This is a genomic window from Sinimarinibacterium flocculans (genome assembly GCF_003201205.1).
Lineage (GTDB): Bacteria > Pseudomonadota > Gammaproteobacteria > Nevskiales > Nevskiaceae > Solimonas > Solimonas flocculans.
The window spans coordinates 503,516-523,331 of the sequence record NZ_QICN01000001.1 but is presented as its reverse complement, the minus strand read 5'-3'; the positions used below and the strand labels follow the sequence as shown (position 1 = coordinate 523,331).

Here is a 19,816-nt window from a genome sequence, read left to right as displayed (position 1 = left end):
CTTCCATGTCCGACACGCTTCCCGGCGCCTTCACCGCCGGCTACGCCTGGCCCGCTCCGGCCAAGATCAACCTGTTCCTGCACATCACGGGGCGCCGCGCTGACGGCTATCACGAGCTGCAGACGGTCTTCCAGTTCCTCGACCTCGCCGACACGCTGTTCTTCGTGCCGCGCGGCGACGGCGTGATCCGCCGCATGCAGGACGTCCCCGGCGTCGACGAGGCGGAGGACCTCGCGATCCGCGCCGCACGCGCCATCCAGCAGGCTTCCGGATGCAACCTGGGCGCCGATATCCGCGTCGAGAAACGCATTCCGATCGGAGCCGGACTCGGCGGCGGATCGAGCAACGCCGCGACCACACTGGTCGCCCTCAACCGGCTGTGGAATCTCGGCCTGACCACCGACGAGCTCGCCCGCATCGGCCTGCGCCTGGGCGCCGACGTTCCGGTCTTCGTGCGCGGTCATGCCGCCTGGGCGGAAGGCGTCGGCGAACGTCTCTCGCGCGTCGAGCCGTCCGAGCCGTGGTATGTCGTGCTCACCCCCCCGGTCGCGGTGTCCACCGCGGCGATCTTCGCCGCTCCCGAACTGCAGCGCGACTGCCCGCGCATCGATCTCGCCGCCTTCGAATCCGGCGCAGCCACCAACGTCTGCGAACCGGTGACCACGGCACGCCATCCCGCGGTCGCCGCCGCGCTCGCGTGGCTGCGCCGCCATGGCGCCGCCCGCATGTCGGGCACCGGTGCCGCGGTGTTCCTCGCCTGCGATGATCGTGCGACCGCCGACGCGATTGCCGCACAGGCGCAGGCGGAAGGGTCGGCCCCCTGCCTCGTCGTTCGCGGCCGCAACCGCTCGCCACTGGTCGATGCGGCGGCACGCTGAGCCTCGGTGCCGCACGAGACCCCGCGTCGCATTCCGTATAATGCGCGCCGGCAGCATCTCGAGGGTCTGCTGGGGCGTAGCCAAGTGGTAAGGCAGCGGGTTTTGATCCCGTCATTCGGTGGTTCGAATCCATCCGCCCCAGCCATTCGCGCTTTCGCGACGCGTACGGCGCACACGAAACGCCGGATGCCCCGCGAAGGCGGGACCCCAGCCGAACTCCGGATTCCCGCTGCGGCGGGAACGACGACCGACCGTCCGCACGCGCAACACGACCGAAAGGCCGAATCATGTCCGACTCGCAGTTGATGCTGTTCTCCGGGAATGCCAACCCGAAGCTCTCCCGGGACATCGCGGCATACCTGAAAACGCCGATCGGCGAAGCGGTCGTCGGCCAGTTCTCGGACGGCGAGATCCAGATCGAGATTCTCGAGAACGTGCGCGGCAAGGACGTCTTCGTCGTCCAGCCGACCTGCGTGCCGACCAACGACAACACGATGGAACTGCTGCTGATGCTCGACGCGCTCAAGCGCGCATCGGCGGCCCGCGTCACCGCGGTCATCCCCTACTTCGGCTACGCGCGCCAGGACCGCCGTCCGCGCAGCGCGCGCGTGCCGATCTCGGCCAAGGTCGTCGCCGACATGATCGGCGAGTGCGGCGCCGACCGCGTGCTCACGGTCGACCTGCATGCCGACCAGATCCAGGGCTTCTTCGACATTCCGGTGGACAACGTCTATGCCAGCCCGGTCCTGCTCGGCGAGATCTGGCGGCAGAAGTACGAGCGCCTGATCGTCGTTGCGCCGGACGTGGGTGGCGTGGTGCGCGCCCGCGCGGTCGCCAAGCGACTGGACGATGCCGACCTGGCCATCATCGACAAGCGCCGCCCCAAGCCGAACGAGTCGCGCGTGATGAACATCATCGGCGACGTCGACGGCCGCACCTGCGTGCTGGTCGATGACCTCGTCGACACCGCCGGCACCCTGTGCAAGGCCGCCGCGGCGCTCAAGGAGGAAGGCGCGACCAAGGTCGTCGCCTACGTCACGCATCCGGTGCTGTCGGGCCCGGCGATCAAGAACATCAGCAACTCGGTGCTCGACGAGCTGGTGGTCACCGACACCATTCCGCTGTCGCCCGCCGGCGCCGCCTGCCCGAAAATCCGCCAGCTCTCGATCGGCGGCCTGCTGGCGGAGACCATCCGCCGCATCTCCGCGGAGGAATCGGTCAGCTCGCTCTACGTCGACTGATCCTCCCGGGTCACAACGCCGGCACGCTCAGTCCGCGACGCGGACGATCTTCATCGCCAGTTCGAGCGCCTGCTCGTAGTTGAGGCGCGGATCGACCGTCGACCGGTAGGCTCGTGCCAGGTCGATATCGGACAGGTTGCGCGCGCCGCCGGTGCACTCGGTGACGTCCTCGCCGGTCAGCTCCAGATGGACGCCGCCCAGGCGCGAGCCGCATCCCTTGTGGATCGCGAAGGCCTGCTCGACCTCGGCAAGGATGCGATCGAAGGGTCGCGTCTTCAGGCCGCTGGGGGTCGAGATGGTGTTGCCGTGCATCGGGTCGCAGACCCAGAGCACCCTGCAGCCGGCGGCACGGACCGCCTCGATCAGGCCCGGCAGGTGGCCGGCGATCTTGTCCGCGCCCATGCGGTGAATCAGCGTCAGCCGGCCCGGTTCGTTGTGCGGGTTGATCGCGCGGCACAGCGCGACCACCCAGTCGGCCGTCATGGCCGGCCCGACCTTGATCCCCACCGGGTTGCGGATGCCGCGGCAGTATTCGACATGGGCCCCGTCGAGATCGGCGGTACGCATGCCGATCCACGGAAAATGCGTCGACAGGTTGTACCAGCCATCCTTGCGCGGTACCTGTCGCGTGTGCGCCTGCTCGTAGTGCAGCAGCAGGGCCTCGTGCGAGGTGAAGAACTCCACGCGCGAGAAATCGCCGATCGGCTGTCCGGCCAGCGTCTCCATGAAGCGCACCGAGTCGCCGAGGGTGTCGACCATGCGCTGGTAGTCCGCCGCCAGCGGCGAATGCTGCACCCAGTCCAGATCCCAGTATTCGGGGTGGTGCAGGTCGGCGAAGCCGCCGTCGATGAGGCCGCGGACGAAGTTGACCGTCATCGCCGAACGCGCGTGCCCCTCGAGCAGGCGCTGCGGGTCGGGTGCGCGGGCAGCGGCGTCGAACTCCGGCGCGTTGACCAGGTCGCCGCGGTAACTGGGCAGCGTGACGTCGCCACGTGTCTCGGTGTCGGCCGAGCGCGGCTTCGCGTACTGGCCGGCGAAGCGGCCGATGCGCACGACCCGGCTCTTCAGGCCGTGCACCAGCACCAGCGACATCTGCAGCAGGACCTTGAGCCGGTTGGTGATGACGTCCGGCCGGCAGTCGGCGAAGGACTCGGCGCAGTCCCCGCCCTGCAGCACGAAGCCCTCGCCGTTCTGCGCACGCGCCAGGTGACCGCGCAGCGCGTCGACCTCCCAGGAGGTGACCAGCGGCGGCAGCTGACGCAATCGCGCCAACGCTTCGTCCAGCGCCACCGGATCGGGATAGGCCGGCTGCTGCACGGCGGGACGGGACTGCCAGGACTGGGGTGACCAGACGGCGGTCGTATTCGGAGCGGAATCGGACACGGAAGCGAAAGCCGGCGCGGAACGGGCGATAATCGGGGGCCGCAAGTATAGCCGCGGCGCCAGCTCGCCCCGCGCCCCTGCCCGATCGCCCGCCTCCGCGAGATGACCGCCAGCCGTCCCAGTGACCACACGCCGCTGATGCAGCAGTACCTTGGCATCAAGGCACAGTACCCCGACATGCTCGTGCTGTTCCGCATGGGCGATTTCTACGAGCTGTTCTACGACGACGCCCGCGAGGCCGCGCGGCTGCTCAGCATCACCCTGACCCGTCGCGGCGAATCCGCCGGCAAGCCGGTGATCATGGCCGGCATTCCGCACCATGCGCTCGACCAGTATCTCGCCCGGCTGATCAAGGCGGGCCAGTCGGTGGCGATCGCCGAGCAGGTCGGCGAAGTCGGTGTCGACAAGGGGCCGGTACGCCGCGAAGTGGTGCGCATCGTCACCCCGGGAACGGCGACCGACGATGCCTTGCTCGATGCGCGCGCACAGACCCTGCTCGCGGCCGCGTGCCGTCGCGGCGAGCACTTCGGACTGGCGTGGCTGGAGCTCTCCTCGGGCCGCTTCTCGGTGCTGCAGACGTCACGTCCCGGCGAGCTGCAGGCCGAACTGCAGCGGCTGCGCCCGAGCGAACTGCTGGTCACCGACGACGACGGGGCGATAGCGTCAGCCGGCCTGCCGGCGCGCCCGCGACCGCCGTGGCATTTCGAGCACGACGCCGCACGGCGCCTGCTCACCGCGCAGTTCGGCACCCGCGACCTGCGCGGCTTCGGTGCCGAGGCACTCGACGCCGCGGTCGCGGCCGCCGGCGCGCTGCTGCAGTACGTGCAGGACACCCAGCGCAGCGCGCTGCCGCATCTGACCGGACTGCGCGTCGAACAGCCGGAGGAAGCGCTGCTGCTCGACGCGGCGACGCGGCGCAACCTCGAGATCGACCGCTCGATCTCCGGCGCACACGACTTCACGCTGCTGTCGGTGCTCGACCGCTGCGTCACGGCGATGGGTGCGCGTGCCCTGCAGCGCTGGCTGACGCGGCCGCTGCGCGATCAACAAGCGTTGCGCGCACGCCACGATGCCATCGAAAGCCTGCTCGATGCCGATGCGCGACAAGGCAGTGCCGCCGAGCGCCTGCGTGGCGCGCTCAAGGACATCGTCGATCTCGAACGCATCCTCGCGCGCATCGCGCTGCGATCGGCGCGTCCGCGCGATCTCGGCGGACTGGCGGCGAGCCTGCGGCAACTGCCGCAGACCGCCGCGGCGCTGCAGGGATGCGAGGCACCGCTGCTGCTGCAGCTCGCGCAGCAACTCGGCGATCACGCCGAGCTGTCGGCACACCTGTCGGCCGCGCTCGCCGACGAGCTGCCGCTGCTGGCCAAGGACGGCGGCGTCTTCCGCGGTGGTTTCGATCCGACGCTCGACGAGTTGCGCCAGCTCTCCGAAAACGCGGACGGCTTCCTCGCGGACCTGGAGACGCGCGAGCGGGCACGGACCGGCATCGATGCGCTCAAGGTCGGCTACAACCGCGTTCACGGCTACTACATCGAACTCGGCAAGACGCACGCCGCCAAGGTGCCGCCGGACTACACCCGGCGCCAGACGCTGACCCACTACGAGCGCTACATCACCGACGAACTCAAGCGCTTCGAGGACCAGGTGCTGTCGGCGCGCGATCGCGCACTGGCGCGCGAGAAGCAGCTCTTCGAACAGCTGCTGGACCATCTCAACGCGCAATTGACGCCGCTGCAGTCCTGCGCGCAGGCCCTGGCCGAACTCGACGTGCTCGCCTGCTTCGCCGAGCGCGCCCATGCGCTGAATCTGGTGCGCCCGGAGCTCGTCGATCAGGCCTGCATCGACATCCGCGGCGGCCGCCATCCGGTCGTCGAGCAGATGTCCTCGCAGCCCTTCGTCCCCAACGACGTGGCCCTCGACGACGCGCGGCGCCTGCTGGTGATCACCGGCCCCAACATGGGCGGCAAGTCCACGTACATGCGCCAGACCGCGCTCATCGTGCTGCTGGCGCACACCGGCTGCTACGTCCCGGCCGCCGGCGCGCGGATCGGACCGGTGGACCGCATCTTCACCCGCATCGGTGCCTCCGACGATCTCGCGGCAGGACAGTCGACGTTCATGGTCGAGATGAGTGAAACCGCCAACATCCTCCACAACGCCACCGCGCACAGCCTGGTGCTGATGGACGAGATCGGCCGCGGCACCTCGACCTACGACGGCCTGTCCCTTGCGCGCGCGGTCGCCGAACACCTGGCGACGGGCGTGCGTGCCTTCTGCCTGTTCGCCACCCACTACTTCGAGCTGACGGCCCTTGCCGGCAGCCTGCCGGGCGTCGACAACGTCCACCTGGACGCGGCCGAATACAGCAGCGCCGACGGCGACAGACTCGTCTTCCTGCACCAGGTCAAGCCCGGGCCGGCGAGCCGCAGCTTCGGCCTGCAGGTGGCCGCGCTGGCCGGCGTGCCGCCATCGGTGATCCGCGCCGCGCGTACGCATCTGGAGACCCTCGAGGCCGCGGCGACGGGCCCGGACACGGCACCGCAGCTGCCGCTGTTCGCACCGACGCCTGCACCGACGCAACCGCCGTCGCCGCCCGCCTCACCCGAGCCGTCGCCGGCGCTGGATCTGCTTGAGGCGATCGATCCCGACGCGATGACGCCGCGGGAGGCACTCGAAACGCTGTATCGGCTGAAGGCCGCGCTCGAACCGCCGCGCTGAGCGTCCGGGTTCAGCGGCGCGGCTGCTGCGACGAAGCCAGCCCCGGCTGCGCCGGCGGCGGCGCAGATGCAGCGCGCAGCTCACGGCCTCTGCGCAACGCGGCGCGCACGATGCCGACCATTGCCGCGGCCATCAGCGCGCCGCCGACGATCATGGCCGCGACGTCGACCTGTGGCACCTGCGGCAGCCAGCGCGACAGCAGCGCAACGCCGCCGAAGTGCCCGGCGGCGCCGAGCGCAAAGACCAGCGCGCCGACACCGTCGAGCAGCAGCAGCGGCAGAGGAATCGGCATCTGCGCCCTGCGAGCCGCAGCGTCCATGTCGTTCACGCGAACATCTCCCTAGAGACCGGCACTGTGCAGCGCAAACCGCACTGCTGCCCAGATGACGAGGATGAAGGCCAGCGTCATGGCCAGCCCGACGACGATGAAGTGCAAGGGCTTGCCCTTCGTGAAGTCGCGCTCCCGGTTGCGCGCACTCTGCACGCCGAAGAACGAAGCGGCAACGCTGGCAACCGTCTGCCACAGGCCCGGGGCCGCGTCGTCGCCGCGCTGCGAGGAATCGTCGTTACTCACGTCCGGACAGACTCCTAGTAGTCGCCGAGGATCTTCTGCGTGGTCGCGACGTCGTTGCCGGCCTTGGCCTTGATGTCGTCGGCAGTCAGTTTCTCGAGCTTGCCGCCCAGCAGCGGCACGCTGCTGCTGACGGTCCACTTGAGGTGGTTGGCAGCACCCTTGCCCTCGTCCTTGAGCGTCATGTCGGCGCTGACCTTGACCGGCGTGCCCTTGATCTCGACGTCGAGGCGACCGGTCATGCGCACCAGATCCCAGGCGTCCTCCTGGATTACGGTGATCTGCGTCGGCATGAACTTCTTGAGCATGTCCGGAACCTGCACGTCGTTCTTCGCGATGTAGCGGACCTTGATGCGAAAGCGCTTGTCGCTCTTCTCGTGTTCGAGGACCTCGATTCCGGTGAAGCCGAGATCCTTGTACTTGCGTTCGAAATAGGCGCGATCCGAGAACATCTTCATGACCGTAGCCGCCGGCTTGTTGAAGCTGTGCTTGTCGTCGAACTTCATCTTTTCCCCTCCAGCGTCACATGAAAAAGCCGCCGGGGGCGACCCCGGCGGCTGCAATCTACAACAACCGCATGCCGATCACTTCGTCGTCATCTTCTGCACCGAGGCCGGCGTGAAGTAGTCCGGCTTGAACTGCACGGTGGCATCGATCGGCTTGTCCTCGTTGAAGGTCGCCGTGATGAAGTAGCGGCCGGAGGTGAAGTGGTAGATCACTTCCGGGATCGTCGTCGCGGTCAGCAGGTTGTAGGCGAAGACGATGTGGCCTTCCTGGAACTGATAGAGCTGATCGCGGTTGTCGTACGCGTCGATCATGCCGATCGTCCAGCCGTCCTCGTCGATGTAGTAGCGGCGCTTCTTGAAGGTGTGGCTCGTGCCGGCCTTGATGTCGGCCTCGACGACCCAGACGCGATGCAGCTCGTAGCGCGGGAGGTCCTGGTTGAGATGGCGCGGCTTGACCATCACGTCGTACTTGGTCTGCGGGCCGGCGATGCGGTTGGAGTTGTACGGGATGTACATCTCCTTCTTGCCGACGAGCTTCCAGTTGTAGCGCTCGAGCGCGCCGTTGAACATGTCGACCTGATCGTAGAACTGGTGACCGTCGGTGCCCTCGTAGGGATTGTCGCAGCACACCGTCGGCGCGCGGCGGATGCGCTTGAGGCCGGGTGAGTACAGCCACGCCTGGCGGCCGGCGGCGCCGGTGCCCGCCTTCTCGTGGACGAGGATGAAGGTACCCGCCAGACGCGGCGGTGCCACGGTCTTCGACAGGTAGCGCAGGAACTCGCCGGAGTCCTTGGTCAGCGGAATCGGGTTCTTGAACGAGGCGTAGCCGAACTGCACGTCCTCGATCAGCTTGGTCAGCTGATAGTCGCCGTTCGGCTGCACGATCATCTGGTTGTTGTAGCGGGTCACGGCCTCGCCGCGCCACTTGACCTTGTGGTTCCACACCGGCTCGGCACCGGTCTTCGGGATCGGGAACGGGAAGCCCAGCTTGCAGTTGTTGGGCGTGTCCGGATCGAGCATCTCACACTGCGTGGCATTGACCTTCGTCGCCGCGAAGATCTCGTTCGGCCACGTCGTGAACCGGTGCGACGGATACACGTTCATCTTGTAGCTGTCGTACGTGTTCAGCAGGTGCTTGTGCCCTTCCGACAACTTGTCGGCGTACTGCGCCATGTTCGCCTTGGTGATGGTGAACAGGGGCTTTTCGCCGTCGATGCGCGGATCGTTCGGATACTCGCCCGAGAGCGAGCCGCGGCGCTGCGCGGGCTGCCACTCGGGAATCGTGCCGTCCTTGTTGGGTCCGCGCTCGGCGCCGACCGGCGTCAGCTCGTCGCCGCCGAGGCGCTCAGCCTCTTCGGCGGAGACCTTGGCGATCGCCGCGCCTGACATCAGGCTCAGGGCCAAGGCGCCGGTCAGAACGGATAGGCGCTTGTTCATCGGGATGATTCTCCTCGTGGGGGATTTCGGTGCACTCGACGGTGCTGATTGCGTTGCGAGCGGCGTCGCTTTGCAGCGGATGCTACCGAATCCGCTGGGGGCTTGCCAGACGCGAATGCCGCCGCGTCGGCGCCCGCCGGCGTCAGTCGTCCGCCTGCCGGGGCGAGCGCTCTTCGGCGCGTCCGAGCGCCTGCAGCAGCGTATCGCGGCCGTCGACTTCGCAGTGCAGCGCGGCCAGCATGATGAACACGCCGGCAAGTCGCCGGTGCAGGAAGACGATCTCCCGCGGCGGGACGCGAAAGTGCACCGACAGCGCATTGATCGCGGCCATGCGGCTGGCGCGCATCGGCAGATCGCTGGCGCCCCAGCGGTAGCGGCCGTCCGCCGTGCGCAGGGCCTCGGGTACGCGCTCATCCGCGGCCGGCGCGAACGGTTCGACGATGAGTTCGCACATCTCGGCGAAGGCATCGACGACCGCGCGCGGGAAGCCGGGCTGCATCAGGCCGATCGCAACCGCGCCCTGCTTCAGGCGATTGCGGTCCCGCGCCAGCGCGCCGCGCACAATCTCGGCATAGCTGTCGATGAAGCCGCGCCCGAAGACGCGCGTGGCGCCGAAATCGAGCAGCACGAAGCGGTCGCCTTCGGCATCGTCCCCCAGCCGGATGCGGTAGTTGCCGAAGTGCGGATCGGACTGGACCATGCCCCAATCGAAGAACTCGGTCAGGAACAGCTCGAGAAACGCGCTGCCGAGCCGGTCGCGGCGCGACTGGTCGAGCGCCCGCACGCGCGCGTCGCGCACGTTGAGGCCGTGCTCGTAGCTCGTGGTCAGCACCTGATCGCTGCAGTATTCGCCGATGACGCGCGGAACGACGAAGCGCGGATCGTCGCCGAGGCGCGCGGCGAAGGTTTCCGTGAAGTGTCGTTCGCTCTCGTAGTCGACCTCGCGGTGCAGCATCTCGCGCACCTCGTTGAAGACCGGCGTGATGTCGAGACCCCGCGGCGTCAGCCGGGTCATGATCAGCAGTCGCGACAGCGTACGGATGTCGCTTTCGATCGCGTCCGCGACGCCGGGGTACTGGATCTTCACGCACAACTCCAGACCGTCGGTGCGGCGGCGGGCGCGATGCACTTGGCCCAGCGAGGCGGCGGCGAGCGGCGTCTCGTCGACCTCCAGTTCCTGCAGGCGCCGGCGGCCCAGGGCGCGCTCGAGCACCGGACGCACGACCTTCCAGTCCACCGGCGGGGTGTCGTCCTGCAGCGACGACAGCACCGTCACCGCCTCCTCGGGCAGGAAGTACTGGCCGTACAGCGACAGCATCTGCCCGGCCTTCATCACGCTGCCCTTGAGCTTGCCGAGCTCATCGGCCAGCACCTGGGCCTGACGGCGGTAGAACTCGCGATTGGCGTCGTCGCGGCGGATCTCGCCGCGAAAGATGTTGGCGATCGAGTGCGCCATGATCTTGGCGCCGGCGCCCACGCCCAGGCGCGTCAGGGCGACACTGCGCTCGAACGGGCCGGTCTTGAGGGACGGGATGCTACCCTTCGCGCCGTTTTGGTTTCGGGATGACATGATCAGATGACGACCCTTGCGGACATTCTGTGGGCGCCCGCGCAGCGCGACGCCGTGGTTCGGGATGCGATCGGCCTGATCGAGTCCCACGTCGGCGGTCGCGGCGGCCTGCGCGGCATGAGCCTGAAAACCGGTCTGGCGATGATCAAGGCCGCCAAGCCCGGCATCCTCGACCGCGCCGTCCGCAAGCTGCTGCCCGAGTTCGCACTCGCGCTCGATCCGCTCTACCAGGACTTCCGGTCGGAAACGGGCGGTGACTTCGCCGCCTACCTGCAAGAGCATAACGGACGCGCCACGGCGGCGCTGCTCGCCGTTGCCGACCGCTGGATCGGCCGCGCGAGTCCGGTCGCGCAGGGCGCCTACGCCCGCCTGCGCGGCTCCGCGGAAGGGGAAGTCAAGGCAGCCATTCCGGGTCTGGCACGCCTGATCGGCCGCTATCTGGAATCCGGTGGCGACGCGAGCCCGGGACCGGGGCGCCGCTGATACCGGTCCGGGCTGCCGTCAGCGGCAGCCGCACTGCGAGGGCCGGCAGCTCGTCCGCCCTGCCGGCAACGTCCCTCAGGGCCCGGTCCTGACCGAATGCCCGGCTGCGGTCGACGCACCCTGCGCGAGGGCGGTCTCGGTTTCCGAGCGCAGCTGCGCCAGCGCGATGCGCGCTTGCGCCTGCATCTGCCGGTCGCGCTCGTCGCGCAGTTCCGACAGCGCCTGATGCAGCAACGAGCCTGCTGCCTCCACGGACCGCTGGTCGTCACAGGCCGTTGCCGCTTCTCCGACACCGCTCAGCGACAACACCAGCAGCATGGCACCCACCGTCTGATTCATGTCCCCTTCTCCGTCCGCCGGCAAGGAACCGACGCCTTGCCGCAGATCAGATGCAGGGTACGGCGAAAGGGTTGCAGTGCGGGGCGATGAATCTTTCGTGACGGCGCGGCCGCTCAGCGCGCGTAGCGTGCGCGCACCGCTGCCGGCACGAATTCGGCGTCGCGCATCGGCACGCCGTACTCCGGCGGCCGGTCCTCGGCCGACAGGCGGCTGGCGAAGTAGCGCCCGTCCTTGAAGTCGTAGACCAGCATCGGCGCGGTGTTGGCGAATGCGCCGTCGTAGAACGGCAGCAGATGCCCCTCCTGGAAGCGCCAGAGCTGCCCCGAACGATCCTCGTTCTCCACCAGCACGACGTTCCAGCTGTCCTCGTCGACATAGAAGGTGCGCGTACCGAAGCTGTGACGCTTGCCCGATCGCTCGGTGGCCTCGATCACCCAGACCCGGTGCAACTCGTAGCGCGTCGCCTCCTGGTTGAAGTGATGCGGCGTCAACAGGGCGTCGTAGCTGTAGCTGCCATCACCGATGCGAAAGCCGTTGTAGGGAATGTAGAGCTCGCGCTTGCCGAGCAGCTTCCAGACGTAGCGGTCGAAGGCGCCGTTGTACATGTCGACCATGTCGATGAACATCAGGCCGTCGGAGCCCACGAAAGGCTGGTCGTAACCCACCGGCGGCACGCGGAACATGCGCGGGATGCCCGGCGGCAGCACCCAGATGTTGCGCGGGTTCTCGAGCGAGTTCGCGCTCTCGTGCACCAGCGCCAGGAAGTCGACCTCGTTGCGGGTCTTGCCGAACCAGGTCAGGTAGTACAGCAGGATGTTCTGTTTCGACAGATCGACCGGATCGTCGGTATTGCCGTAGCGGAACCAGACGCGTTCGGTCTGCTTGAGATAGATCGGCGAGCCGCGCGGCTGCACCACCGCCTGCGTCGTCTGTGCCTCGACCGAGTTGCCGCGGTAGCGCGTGCGGTGATTCCACATCACCTCGACGCCGGACTGCGGTTTCGGGAACGGCACGCCCAGCTTCGCCCCCGCCAGTGCGTCGGGGCCGAGCAGCCTGGCCCGCCCGATGTTCGCCTGGCTGGCCTCATAGATCGCCTGCGGGTAGCTGACACTGCGGCGGGTCGCGTAGACCGGCATCGTGTAGCCGGGGTAGCGCGCGAACAGCGCCAGGTGCCCCTGGCTCAGCCGTTCGCGGTAACGCGCGAGGTTGTCGCGGGTGATCGTGAACAGCGGCCGCTCTCCGGCGAACGGGTCACGCAGGCGCTCGCCCTTGCGAAATCCGCTCGGCCACTGGGCCTGCGTCAGCCCGCCGGTCCACGCCGGGATGCTGCCGTCGGCGCTGGCACTGGCCTCGGCTCCGATCGGCGTCAAGCCGCCACGGACGGTGCGCGGCGCCGCCCCCGCACCGTCCGCATCGCCGGTGGCCGCGGCCGTTACCGTGACCGGCGCATCGCCGAGCCGCCCACCCAGGCGTACCGGCTCGTCGCTGCGCACGCGGCGCTGTGCCGCGGCGGCCATCGCCTGCTCGCGCGCGCGGCCCGATTCCAGATACTCGATCCAGTCGCCCGCCAGCTTGCGCGAGGCGCCCTGCGCCTGCGCCTCGCGAAACGCCTGCAGCGCGGCATCGATGTCGGCTTGCTGATAGCGCGCCATGCCCAGGGCCATCAGGGTCGCGCCGTCGCGCGCGCCGCGCTCGATCGCCGCCGACAACGCACGCGCCGCCTCGCCGTATTCCTCGCGATCCATGTGCAACTGCGCCCGTTGCTGGTAGAGCCGCGCCGAAGGCGCCAGGCGGATCGCATCGTCGAGCGCGGCGAGCGCAAGCTGCGATTCGCGCGCCGCGATCCACAGCGAGGCCAGCAGCGTCGCGCTCTCGCCGTTGAGCGGCACCTGCTTGCGCTCGATGAACTCGGCGAGCGTCGATGCCGCCTCGAACGGCGCACCGATCTGCGCCGTGAGCGTCACCAGGCGCAAGCGGCTTTCGGTGTCGCCGAGAAAGCCCAGGCGGCCGGCGATCTCCATGACCGCGGCGGCACGCGATTTGTCGCCCGCCTTCAGGTGGATCGCCGCCAGCCGCATCCAGTCGTCGCGCTGGGTCGGGTCCTCGGCCAGCAGCTTCTCGAGTTCCGGCAGCGCCTCGCGTTCGCGCCCTGCGGCCAGCAGCGCTGCGGCAAGTGCGCGCCGCCACGACGGATCGATGCGACGCTTCTGCGCCGCCGCTTCGCGCATGCCCCGCTGCAGCAGCGGAATCGCCGCGCTGTAGCGCTTCTGTTCGATGTACGCCGAGCCCAGCGCGATCAGCGTCTCGACCCCGGCCTTGCCGGACTTGACCTGGGCCTCGAGCTGGGGAACGAGCTTCTGGTAGTCGCCGCTCGACAGGTACAGCTGCGAGAGCTGCTCGCGCAACTGCTGCTCGGCGATGCCGGACAGGGCGTTCTGCGCCAGCGCCTGTTCCAGATAGCGCGCGGCGGCGCCGGCGTCACCCGACTGCGCGGCCTGCGCGGCCAGATCGCGCAGCAGCAGGGACTTGGCATACGGGTCCTTGGTCGTGCGCAGCAGCTCCTGCGCGCTCTTCTGCTCGACGGCTGGCGGGACGGACTCGAGCTCGCGCGTCTCGCTGCGGTACTGCTGCGCCTGCACGGCCATGGGCACGAGCAGCAGCAGGACTGCGGCCTGCCCGGGAAGCCGTAACCGGCGGGACACACGGCAGTACGGTCCGGTGGGCGGTTCCGCCGTCGAACGGCCGTGTCCGGGCATGGACGTGCGCGTCTTCATTGCCAGTTGTACGCGCAATCCGCCGGGTCCATCTCGACACGCTGCTTGACCTCGCGCGCGCGGTCATGGGACTCGTAGATCCAGTTGGCCACGCTCTCGATCGCCGCCGTCTCGAAGACGCCGCGCGGATCGGCGTCGATCAGCCGCACATCCGTCACCTTGCCGGTCGGCAGGACCGTGAACACCACCTCGACCCAGCCGCGGATGCCCTGCTTGCAGGCCCACTCCGGCATCTGCGGACGCGCTGTCGACAGCGGGATCAGCGGGCGTCCGCTGAAACCCTTGCCGGTTCCCGTACCGCCGCCCCCGCCACCGGCGAAACCGCCGAACGCGCCGCTGCTGCCGAGTTTCAGGCTGCTGCCCGCCAGTCGCGTCGGCAGGGCGACCGGTCCCACGTCCAGCGGCACCGCGTCGAGCGCCGGCACGGCGACCGACGGCAGGTCCGGTCGCGTGAGCGCCGGTGGCGCGGCCGGTGGCGGCGGCGGGGCCGCGTCCGGGCTGGCGAGATCCGGCGGCGGTTCCTCCTCGGGCGTGGCGCGTACGACCTCGACCTCCGGCAGTACGCGCAACAGATCGTCCGGGCCCTGCGGCGGCCGGATGAGCCACTCCATGAGCAGGAACAGGGCCAGCGCGATCAGCAACGCGGCCGGCGGCGTGACCAGCCAGCGTGTCACGGGTTCGCGATCACTTCGACGTTCTCGACGCCGGACTGCTCGAGCGACTGCAGCACCGGAATCAGCGTCGTGCTCGGCGCCTTGGCATCGACGGTGACGCGCACGCGCCGCCGCGCATCGCGCTCGAGCTGCGCCGCGACATGCGCGCCGAGCTGTGCGGTCTCGACGATCTGCCCGTCGGCGCTGACCACGCCATCGCGCACGACGATCACGTCGATCGGCGCCGGCGTGCGCCCGCGCCAAGCCAGCCAGCCGAGCACGACGACCAGGACCAGCGCATAGACGAGCAGGCGCTGCTTCACGGCTGCTCCGCGGCGACCGCCACATCGCGCACGCCGGCGAGCCGCGCCTGGTCCATGGCCTGCACCAGAAGGCCGGCGCGCGCATCGCGGTCGGCCTGGACGATGACCGCGGCCTCCGGGTTCTCGGACTTGAGCTTGCGGATCATGCCGCGCAGTTCACGGATGTCGACACGCTGGCCGTCGATCCAGACCTCGCTGTCCGCGGAGATCGCGACGAGGATATTGCTCTGCTCCTGCTTGACCGCGGTCTCGGCGGACGGGCGGTTGATCTCGATGCCGGCCTCGCGCACGAAGGTCGTCGTGACGATGAAGAAGATCAGCATGATGAAGATGACGTCGAGCATCGGTGTCAGATCGATGCCGGTGTCCTCGGGCGGCGCGGCGTGGCGGCGGACTTTCATGGGCGTCTCAGGTGTAGGCCAGCTCGTCGCCGAGCCGCTCGGTCTCGACTCGGACCCGCTTGCGGAAGCGGTTGATCGACAGCAGCCCGGACAGGCCGACGACCATGCCCGCCATCGTCGGCACCGTCGCACGCGACACGCCGGCCGCCATCGCCCGCGCGTCCGACGTGCCCTTCAGCGACATCACGTCGAAGACCTCGATCATGCCGGTGACGGTGCCGAGCAGACCAAGCAGCGGGCACATCGAGATCAGCACCTGGATCAGCGGCAGCGTCGCCGCCATCGAGGCCTCCTGCTCGCCCAGCATCGCGGCGCGGATGCGGCGCGCCGTCCACGACCGACGCTCCGGGCGTGCCTGCCAGACGCGCCGCACGCCATCGCGACGGCGCGGCCAGATCCTCCGGAAGTACCAGTAGCGTTCGAGGATCAGCGTCCACAGCACGATGGCCGCTGCGAAGATCCACCACAGCACGAAGCCGCCCGCGTCCATGAAGCGTTGCACGGGCAACAGCAGCCCGGCGTCGGAGGCCCCGAGCAGGTCAAGCACGCCCCGCCTCCAGCCGCTGCGCGAGCAGGCCGGCCGACTGTTCGTCCAGCACCTGCACGATGGCGCGCGCACGCGTCGCCAGCAGCACGTTGACGAACAGCAGCGGCAAGGCGACCACGAGCCCCTCGACGGTCGTCACCAGCGCCTGCGAAATGCCGTCGGCCATCAGCTTCGGATCGCCGGTGCCGAAGACCGTGATCGCCTGGAAGGTCACGATCATGCCGGTGACGGTGCCGAGCAGGCCGAGCAGCGGTGCGGTGGCCGCGAACAGGCGCAGGATCGACTGCGCGCGCTCCAGCGGCGGCATCTCGCGCAACACCGCCTCCGACAGCTTGAGCTCCAGCAGCTCGGCGTCATCTTCCTGGTGCGTGTCGTCCCCCTCGAATACCTTGAGCACACGACCGAGCGGATTGTCCGCACGCGGCGTTCGCAGTTCGCGCAGCTGCCGGCGCACGCGCCGGCCCACCGCTTCGAGATACGCCATCTGGCCGAACGCGAGCAGCAGGCCGACGGCTCCGATCGCGAGAATCACGTAACCGACGAGGCCACCCTGGCGCACGCGCTCGCCCAGCGTCGGCTTCTCGCCCTCGATCAGCAGCAGGCTGCCGCGCGAAGGATCGACGAGCGCCGGCGCCACCGGTCCGTCCGCATCGGCGAAGTCCTCGGCGAGATCCTGCAGGCGGCCCGAGGGCTGTCTCGGCAGCGCCGTCAGCAGGCGCCCCTCGTTGCTCGCGACCAGGTATCGGCCGTCCGCAAACGCCGTGAAGCTGCCGATGCGGATGACCTCGGCGTCGCGCCGCGAGCCCTGTTCGTCGACGATCTGCGTCCTGAAGCGGGCGACCTTGCCGCTCTCGGTCATCTCCTGGGTCAGCGTGAACCACAGCGTCTCCAGCTCGGACAGGCTCGGCAGCGCCGTTCCCGACGCGAGCTCGTCGAGGAAGTCCATGCGCTCGGGAAACTGCGCCGTCAGCATCGAGTCGGCTGCGGCACTGCGCAGCTCGCCGGCGAGCTGGCGCACTGCCGCGTTGACCTGCACGTAGTCGCCGGCGCGTTCCTGCAGCTGCGCCTTGAGCGCCGCCACCTCGCGCTGCTGCGTGTCGTAGCGCCCGCGCGCGGCATCGGCGCGCGCCTTGGCGGCAGCCAGCTCGCGCTCGGCCTGGCGCAGCAATTCGGCCTGTTCGCTCTTGTTGCGCAGGAAGCGCTGCTCGCGCTCCTGATTGAGCCGTGTCGATTCGCTCTGGCTCTTGCGGATCTGCTCGAGCAGGGCATCCAGACCGGCAGGCTGCGCCATGACCGGCGCGGCAACCAGCAGCAGCAACGATGCAATCAGGCGCTTCATCGTGCAGCCTCCCCGGCACTCGTGGCCACCGGCATCGGCAACACCAGCAGGCTTGCGGCCGCGGTTTCCCGGGCAATGCGCAAGGCCTCCCTCAGGGCCGGGATATACCGGGCTTGCAGCGGTTCCCAACGTTGCGCCGTGGCATCCCAGCGCAGCGCATCCTCGGCGTCGAGCGCGATCGCGAACAGGCCGGTGCGCCCCACGCGCAGCTGGTCCATCAGCCGCCCGTCGACATCGACCCGCTCCGCGCCGAGCGCATTGCCGTAGTCGACCTCGATGCGATACGCCTCGAGAATGCGCCGGAACTTGTCGGCGGTGCCGACATCGGCATCACCCATCAGGCGCCGCAACTCGGCGACGCGGCGCTGCCGCTCATCCGGCAGGAACGGCAGGTCCAGCTCGATGAACGATTCGAGGCTGTCGATCATGCGCAGCATCAACGGCAGCAGATCGCGCTCGACCCGCTCCATCTCGTCAATCTGCCGTTGCAGCGCCTCGCGATCGCCGCGCTGCGACTCCACGAGCTCCTCGATCTGCTCGCTGTAGACCTCGAGCTGCTGCGCCTGCCAGACCGCCGCCCGGTAGCGCTCCAGCATCTCGCGCGTCTGCGCATCGAGCCGGTCGATGCGCTGCTGAGACTGGGCAGCCGCACGCTGCGTCTGCTCGACGGTGCCGATGGCCCGCTGCACCGAGTCCTGCTGGGCCGGTGCGGTCGTGCACACGGCGGCCAGCAGCACCGCGGCGCCGATGCCGGCGCTGCGGCGCAACACCTCAGCGCGCACGAGCTGCCGCCTCTTCGCGCCGCTCGATCGGACGCAGCCAGCTGCAGATGCCGTGCATCATTTCCTCGGTCTCCTCGTCGTCGATGACCCAATGGCCGCGGTCTGGATAGTGACGCTGTGCCACCGGTGCGTACCGCGCCGCGACCCGGCGCGCGACGGCGTCGGGTATCAGGCGGTCTTCACCGCAGCTGACCACGTATACCGGACAGCGTACATCGTCCGAACGGATCGCGGCAGCACGCGCGAGGTCCGCCCACCACAGCGCGATTTCGGAAACGGCGCGACCCGACTCGTGCACCAGCGTCTCGTAGAGCGCGCGATGCCGATCGGCGGCGATGCCATTGAAAAGGATGCGCGCGGCACGCTCGAATGCGGGCTTGTAGGGACGGCGCCAGAACGTGCCGGTCGCCAGCCACGGCGAGATCGCGGCGAACCTCAGCGGGCGCAGGCCCGCTCCGCCCGCCGGCGGTGCGGGGTTCAGCAGCACCAGCGCCAGGGCATCGACCCGCGCGGCCAGCTGCTGCGCCAGCAGAGCGCCCATGCCGTGCCCGACCAGAACCGGGCGCTGCGTGTAACCCTGTGCCGCGATCGCGTCCTCGGCAAAGCCCAGATAGTCGCGCAGGCTGCAGCGTCCGACCTGCAGCGGCTGATCCGGAACCGGCTCGTGCGCCGGCAGCGTCGGCGAAAAGCAGGCGTAGCCGCGCGGTTCGAGTATCTCGCGCACGCGCGCCCAGTTCGCACCGGTGCACCACATGCCGTGCAGCAACACGACTGGATGTGACATTCAGGACACTCCCCCACGACTGCCGCGTCTGAACCGGAAAACCGCCGTCGCATTCTCGCCCGCCGCAGTGCCGTCTTCCCAGCCGCGCTTTTCACCCGCCCCGCGTGCGAGACAAAAAAAGAAGGGCGTCCCGACTGGGACGCCCTTCGATCTTGACGTGGCGGAGCGGACGGGACTCGAACCCGCGACCCCCGGCGTGACAGGCCGGTATTCTAACCGACTGAACTACCGCTCCGGATTGTGCAGCCTGGTGGGTGCTGACGGGCTCGAACCGCCGACATTCGCCTTGTAAGGGCGACGCTCTACCAACTGAGCTAAGCACCCCGATGAAGCGTTACCGGTCGGTCCCGTACCCGGCGACCTTTCCACCAGCAAAGACCGCTACTTTAGCATGTCCTTGAGCGCCTTGCCAGCCTTGAAGGCCGGCGTCTTGCTCGCCTTGATCTTGATGGTGGCACCGGTCTTCGGGTTGCGACCCTGACGGGCAGCACGCTCGCGAACGAGGAAGGTACCGAAGCCGACGAGGGACACCTTGTCCTTCTTCTTGAGCGCCTTGCCGATCACCTCGAACAGTGCATCGACCGCACGTCCGGCGTCAGCCTTGGAGATATCGGCCTTGTCCGCGACCGCGTTGATCAAATCCGTTTTGTTCATCTAGAGCGTCCCCTCAAAAGTGGATGGCGTATGAGCCGAAACAAAGAAAATCTGGCGAACCCCTGGCGTGACTGACCGCTAGTTTGTGCGAATCGACCTGCCGTCCTCATCGGATCGTCAACGTGCCCTGCCGACCGCCTACCCACTTCACGACGATGCAACCGCCTTGCGACCTTGCACTGGACGTGCTCGAGACGGCCGCAAACCATGAGCTCAACGGTGGGTTGCGGCGCTTTATAACAAGCGGGTTTTCGACCGTCAACAAAGCTTGCCGGGAACGCTTGCGCAGGTGAAAAACGCGCATCGGAATGGGGGTTGATCCCGATTGACTTCGATGTGCACGTCATGAAACGTACTGCATGACCGCGGCCACACACTTAACGGTGTCGTCTGCGCCCGACCCGGCTCCGTCGATCCCGACGCTTGT

General features: G+C 68.6%; 20 protein-coding genes and 3 tRNA genes. 5 read left to right on the top strand and 18 right to left on the bottom strand.

Annotated elements, in window-relative coordinates:
- Positions 1-5 precede the first annotated feature (5 nt).
- The 3 genes from ispE to C8D93_RS02355 all read left to right on the top strand — a co-directional run bounded on the left by ispE (position 6) and on the right by C8D93_RS02355 (position 2,119).
- Entirely contained in the window at positions 6-878 is an 873-nt protein-coding gene (gene ispE / locus C8D93_RS02365; RefSeq protein WP_110263540.1) for a 4-(cytidine 5'-diphospho)-2-C-methyl-D-erythritol kinase, read from the top strand.
- Between the two features lie 70 nt (positions 879-948).
- Positions 949-1,023: transfer RNA gene (locus C8D93_RS02360), tRNA-Gln, on the top strand.
- Positions 1,024-1,165: 142 nt separating this feature from the next.
- On the top strand, positions 1,166-2,119 hold the full coding sequence (locus C8D93_RS02355; protein ID WP_110263539.1) for a ribose-phosphate diphosphokinase: 954 nt from the start codon (positions 1,166-1,168) through the stop codon (positions 2,117-2,119).
- Positions 2,120-2,146: 27 nt separating this feature from the next.
- On the opposite strand, the gene C8D93_RS02350 is transcribed toward C8D93_RS02355, so the two are convergent.
- Positions 2,147-3,502, bottom strand: a complete 1,356-nt coding sequence (locus C8D93_RS02350) for a class II 3-deoxy-7-phosphoheptulonate synthase (RefSeq protein WP_110263538.1) — start codon at positions 3,500-3,502, stop codon at positions 2,147-2,149.
- 102 nt (positions 3,503-3,604) lie between these two features.
- Between C8D93_RS02350 and mutS the strand changes: the two genes are divergently transcribed.
- A complete protein-coding gene (gene mutS / locus C8D93_RS02345) occupies positions 3,605-6,226 on the top strand; it encodes a DNA mismatch repair protein MutS (protein ID WP_110263537.1) in 2,622 nt (873 codons plus the stop codon).
- Between the two features lie 10 nt (positions 6,227-6,236).
- Here the strand turns inward: mutS and C8D93_RS02340 are convergent, their stop codons facing one another.
- The 5 genes from C8D93_RS02340 to C8D93_RS02320 all read right to left on the bottom strand — a co-directional run bounded on the left by C8D93_RS02340 (position 6,237) and on the right by C8D93_RS02320 (position 10,310).
- Entirely contained in the window at positions 6,237-6,518 is a 282-nt protein-coding gene (locus C8D93_RS02340; protein WP_110263536.1) for a hypothetical protein, read from the bottom strand.
- Between the two features lie 48 nt (positions 6,519-6,566).
- A complete protein-coding gene (locus tag C8D93_RS02335; RefSeq protein ID WP_110263535.1) occupies positions 6,567-6,800 on the bottom strand; it encodes a DUF2970 domain-containing protein in 234 nt (77 codons plus the stop codon).
- A 14-nt stretch (positions 6,801-6,814) separates the two neighbouring features.
- Positions 6,815-7,303 carry a DUF2505 domain-containing protein gene (locus C8D93_RS02330; RefSeq protein WP_110263534.1) on the bottom strand — a complete coding sequence of 163 codons (489 nt, stop codon included), beginning with the start codon at positions 7,301-7,303 and terminating at the stop codon, positions 6,815-6,817.
- Positions 7,304-7,381: 78 nt separating this feature from the next.
- Positions 7,382-8,740 carry a DUF1329 domain-containing protein gene (locus C8D93_RS02325; protein ID WP_110263533.1) on the bottom strand — a complete coding sequence of 453 codons (1,359 nt, stop codon included), beginning with the start codon at positions 8,738-8,740 and terminating at the stop codon, positions 7,382-7,384.
- A 142-nt stretch (positions 8,741-8,882) separates the two neighbouring features.
- The gene (locus tag C8D93_RS02320) at positions 8,883-10,310 is read right to left on the bottom strand and encodes an ABC1 kinase family protein (protein WP_110263532.1); all 1,428 of its coding nucleotides are present in this window, start codon (positions 10,308-10,310) and stop codon (positions 8,883-8,885) included.
- Between the two features lie 6 nt (positions 10,311-10,316).
- On the opposite strand from C8D93_RS02320, the gene C8D93_RS02315 reads away from it, so the two are divergent.
- On the top strand, positions 10,317-10,793 hold the full coding sequence (locus C8D93_RS02315) for a DUF6918 family protein (protein WP_110263531.1): 477 nt from the start codon (positions 10,317-10,319) through the stop codon (positions 10,791-10,793).
- Between the two features lie 75 nt (positions 10,794-10,868).
- Here the strand turns inward: C8D93_RS02315 and C8D93_RS02310 are convergent, their stop codons facing one another.
- From C8D93_RS02310 to C8D93_RS02255, 12 genes are all read right to left on the bottom strand, one after another.
- Complete coding sequence (locus C8D93_RS02310; protein WP_110263530.1) at positions 10,869-11,132, bottom strand: hypothetical protein; 264 nt, start codon at positions 11,130-11,132, stop codon at positions 10,869-10,871.
- A gap of 113 nt (positions 11,133-11,245) precedes the next feature.
- A complete protein-coding gene (locus C8D93_RS02305; RefSeq protein ID WP_245903787.1) occupies positions 11,246-13,906 on the bottom strand; it encodes a DUF1329 domain-containing protein in 2,661 nt (886 codons plus the stop codon).
- Entirely contained in the window at positions 13,903-14,580 is a 678-nt protein-coding gene (locus tag C8D93_RS02300) for a TonB family protein (RefSeq protein ID WP_110263528.1), read from the bottom strand. Before C8D93_RS02300 ends, C8D93_RS02305 begins: the two co-directional genes overlap by 4 nt.
- A complete protein-coding gene (locus C8D93_RS02295) occupies positions 14,577-14,882 on the bottom strand; it encodes an ExbD/TolR family protein (RefSeq protein WP_110263527.1) in 306 nt (101 codons plus the stop codon). The genes C8D93_RS02300 and C8D93_RS02295 overlap by 4 nt, the downstream gene beginning before the upstream one ends.
- Positions 14,879-15,283: an ExbD/TolR family protein gene (locus C8D93_RS02290; protein WP_110263526.1), complete on the bottom strand. Its 405-nt coding sequence runs from the start codon at positions 15,281-15,283 to the stop codon at positions 14,879-14,881. Before C8D93_RS02290 ends, C8D93_RS02295 begins: the two co-directional genes overlap by 4 nt.
- A gap of 7 nt (positions 15,284-15,290) precedes the next feature.
- Complete coding sequence (locus tag C8D93_RS02285; RefSeq protein ID WP_245903786.1) at positions 15,291-15,830, bottom strand: MotA/TolQ/ExbB proton channel family protein; 540 nt, start codon at positions 15,828-15,830, stop codon at positions 15,291-15,293.
- Complete coding sequence (locus tag C8D93_RS02280; protein WP_110263525.1) at positions 15,823-17,169, bottom strand: MotA/TolQ/ExbB proton channel family protein; 1,347 nt, start codon at positions 17,167-17,169, stop codon at positions 15,823-15,825. The genes C8D93_RS02285 and C8D93_RS02280 overlap by 8 nt, the downstream gene beginning before the upstream one ends.
- Positions 17,166-17,951, bottom strand: a complete 786-nt coding sequence (locus C8D93_RS02275; protein WP_245903785.1) for a DUF3450 domain-containing protein — start codon at positions 17,949-17,951, stop codon at positions 17,166-17,168. The genes C8D93_RS02280 and C8D93_RS02275 overlap by 4 nt, the downstream gene beginning before the upstream one ends.
- Positions 17,941-18,735 carry an alpha/beta hydrolase gene (locus tag C8D93_RS02270; RefSeq protein WP_110263524.1) on the bottom strand — a complete coding sequence of 265 codons (795 nt, stop codon included), beginning with the start codon at positions 18,733-18,735 and terminating at the stop codon, positions 17,941-17,943. Before C8D93_RS02270 ends, C8D93_RS02275 begins: the two co-directional genes overlap by 11 nt.
- Positions 18,736-18,893: 158 nt before the next feature.
- Positions 18,894-18,970 (bottom strand) — tRNA-Asp (locus C8D93_RS02265).
- Between the two features lie 13 nt (positions 18,971-18,983).
- Positions 18,984-19,059 (bottom strand) — tRNA-Val (locus C8D93_RS02260).
- 57 nt (positions 19,060-19,116) lie between these two features.
- Positions 19,117-19,389 carry a non-specific DNA-binding protein Hbs gene (locus C8D93_RS02255; RefSeq protein ID WP_110263523.1) on the bottom strand — a complete coding sequence of 91 codons (273 nt, stop codon included), beginning with the start codon at positions 19,387-19,389 and terminating at the stop codon, positions 19,117-19,119.
- Between the last annotated feature and the right edge of the window lie 427 nt (positions 19,390-19,816).

Bases quoted from the DNA above. Each gene is read 5' to 3' on its own strand.
- ispE (WP_110263540.1), top strand. From the start codon at position 6: ATGTCCGACACGCTTCCCGGCGCCTTCACCGCCGGCTACGCCTGGCCC.
- C8D93_RS02355 (WP_110263539.1), top strand. From the start codon at position 1,166: ATGTCCGACTCGCAGTTGATGCTGTTCTCCGGGAATGCCAACCCGAAG.
- mutS (WP_110263537.1), top strand. From the start codon at position 3,605: ATGACCGCCAGCCGTCCCAGTGACCACACGCCGCTGATGCAGCAGTAC.
- C8D93_RS02340 (WP_110263536.1), bottom strand. From the start codon at position 6,518: ATGCCGATTCCTCTGCCGCTGCTGCTGCTCGACGGTGTCGGCGCGCTG.
- C8D93_RS02330 (WP_110263534.1), bottom strand. From the start codon at position 7,303: ATGAAGTTCGACGACAAGCACAGCTTCAACAAGCCGGCGGCTACGGTC.
- C8D93_RS02325 (WP_110263533.1), bottom strand. From the start codon at position 8,740: ATGAACAAGCGCCTATCCGTTCTGACCGGCGCCTTGGCCCTGAGCCTG.
- C8D93_RS02320 (WP_110263532.1), bottom strand. From the start codon at position 10,310: ATGTCATCCCGAAACCAAAACGGCGCGAAGGGTAGCATCCCGTCCCTC.
- C8D93_RS02315 (WP_110263531.1), top strand. From the start codon at position 10,317: ATGACGACCCTTGCGGACATTCTGTGGGCGCCCGCGCAGCGCGACGCC.
- C8D93_RS02310 (WP_110263530.1), bottom strand. From the start codon at position 11,132: ATGAATCAGACGGTGGGTGCCATGCTGCTGGTGTTGTCGCTGAGCGGT.
- C8D93_RS02305 (WP_245903787.1), bottom strand. From the start codon at position 13,906: ATGAAGACGCGCACGTCCATGCCCGGACACGGCCGTTCGACGGCGGAA.
- C8D93_RS02290 (WP_110263526.1), bottom strand. From the start codon at position 15,283: ATGAAAGTCCGCCGCCACGCCGCGCCGCCCGAGGACACCGGCATCGAT.
- C8D93_RS02280 (WP_110263525.1), bottom strand. From the start codon at position 17,169: ATGAAGCGCCTGATTGCATCGTTGCTGCTGCTGGTTGCCGCGCCGGTC.
- C8D93_RS02270 (WP_110263524.1), bottom strand. From the start codon at position 18,735: ATGTCACATCCAGTCGTGTTGCTGCACGGCATGTGGTGCACCGGTGCG.
- C8D93_RS02255 (WP_110263523.1), bottom strand. From the start codon at position 19,389: ATGAACAAAACGGATTTGATCAACGCGGTCGCGGACAAGGCCGATATC.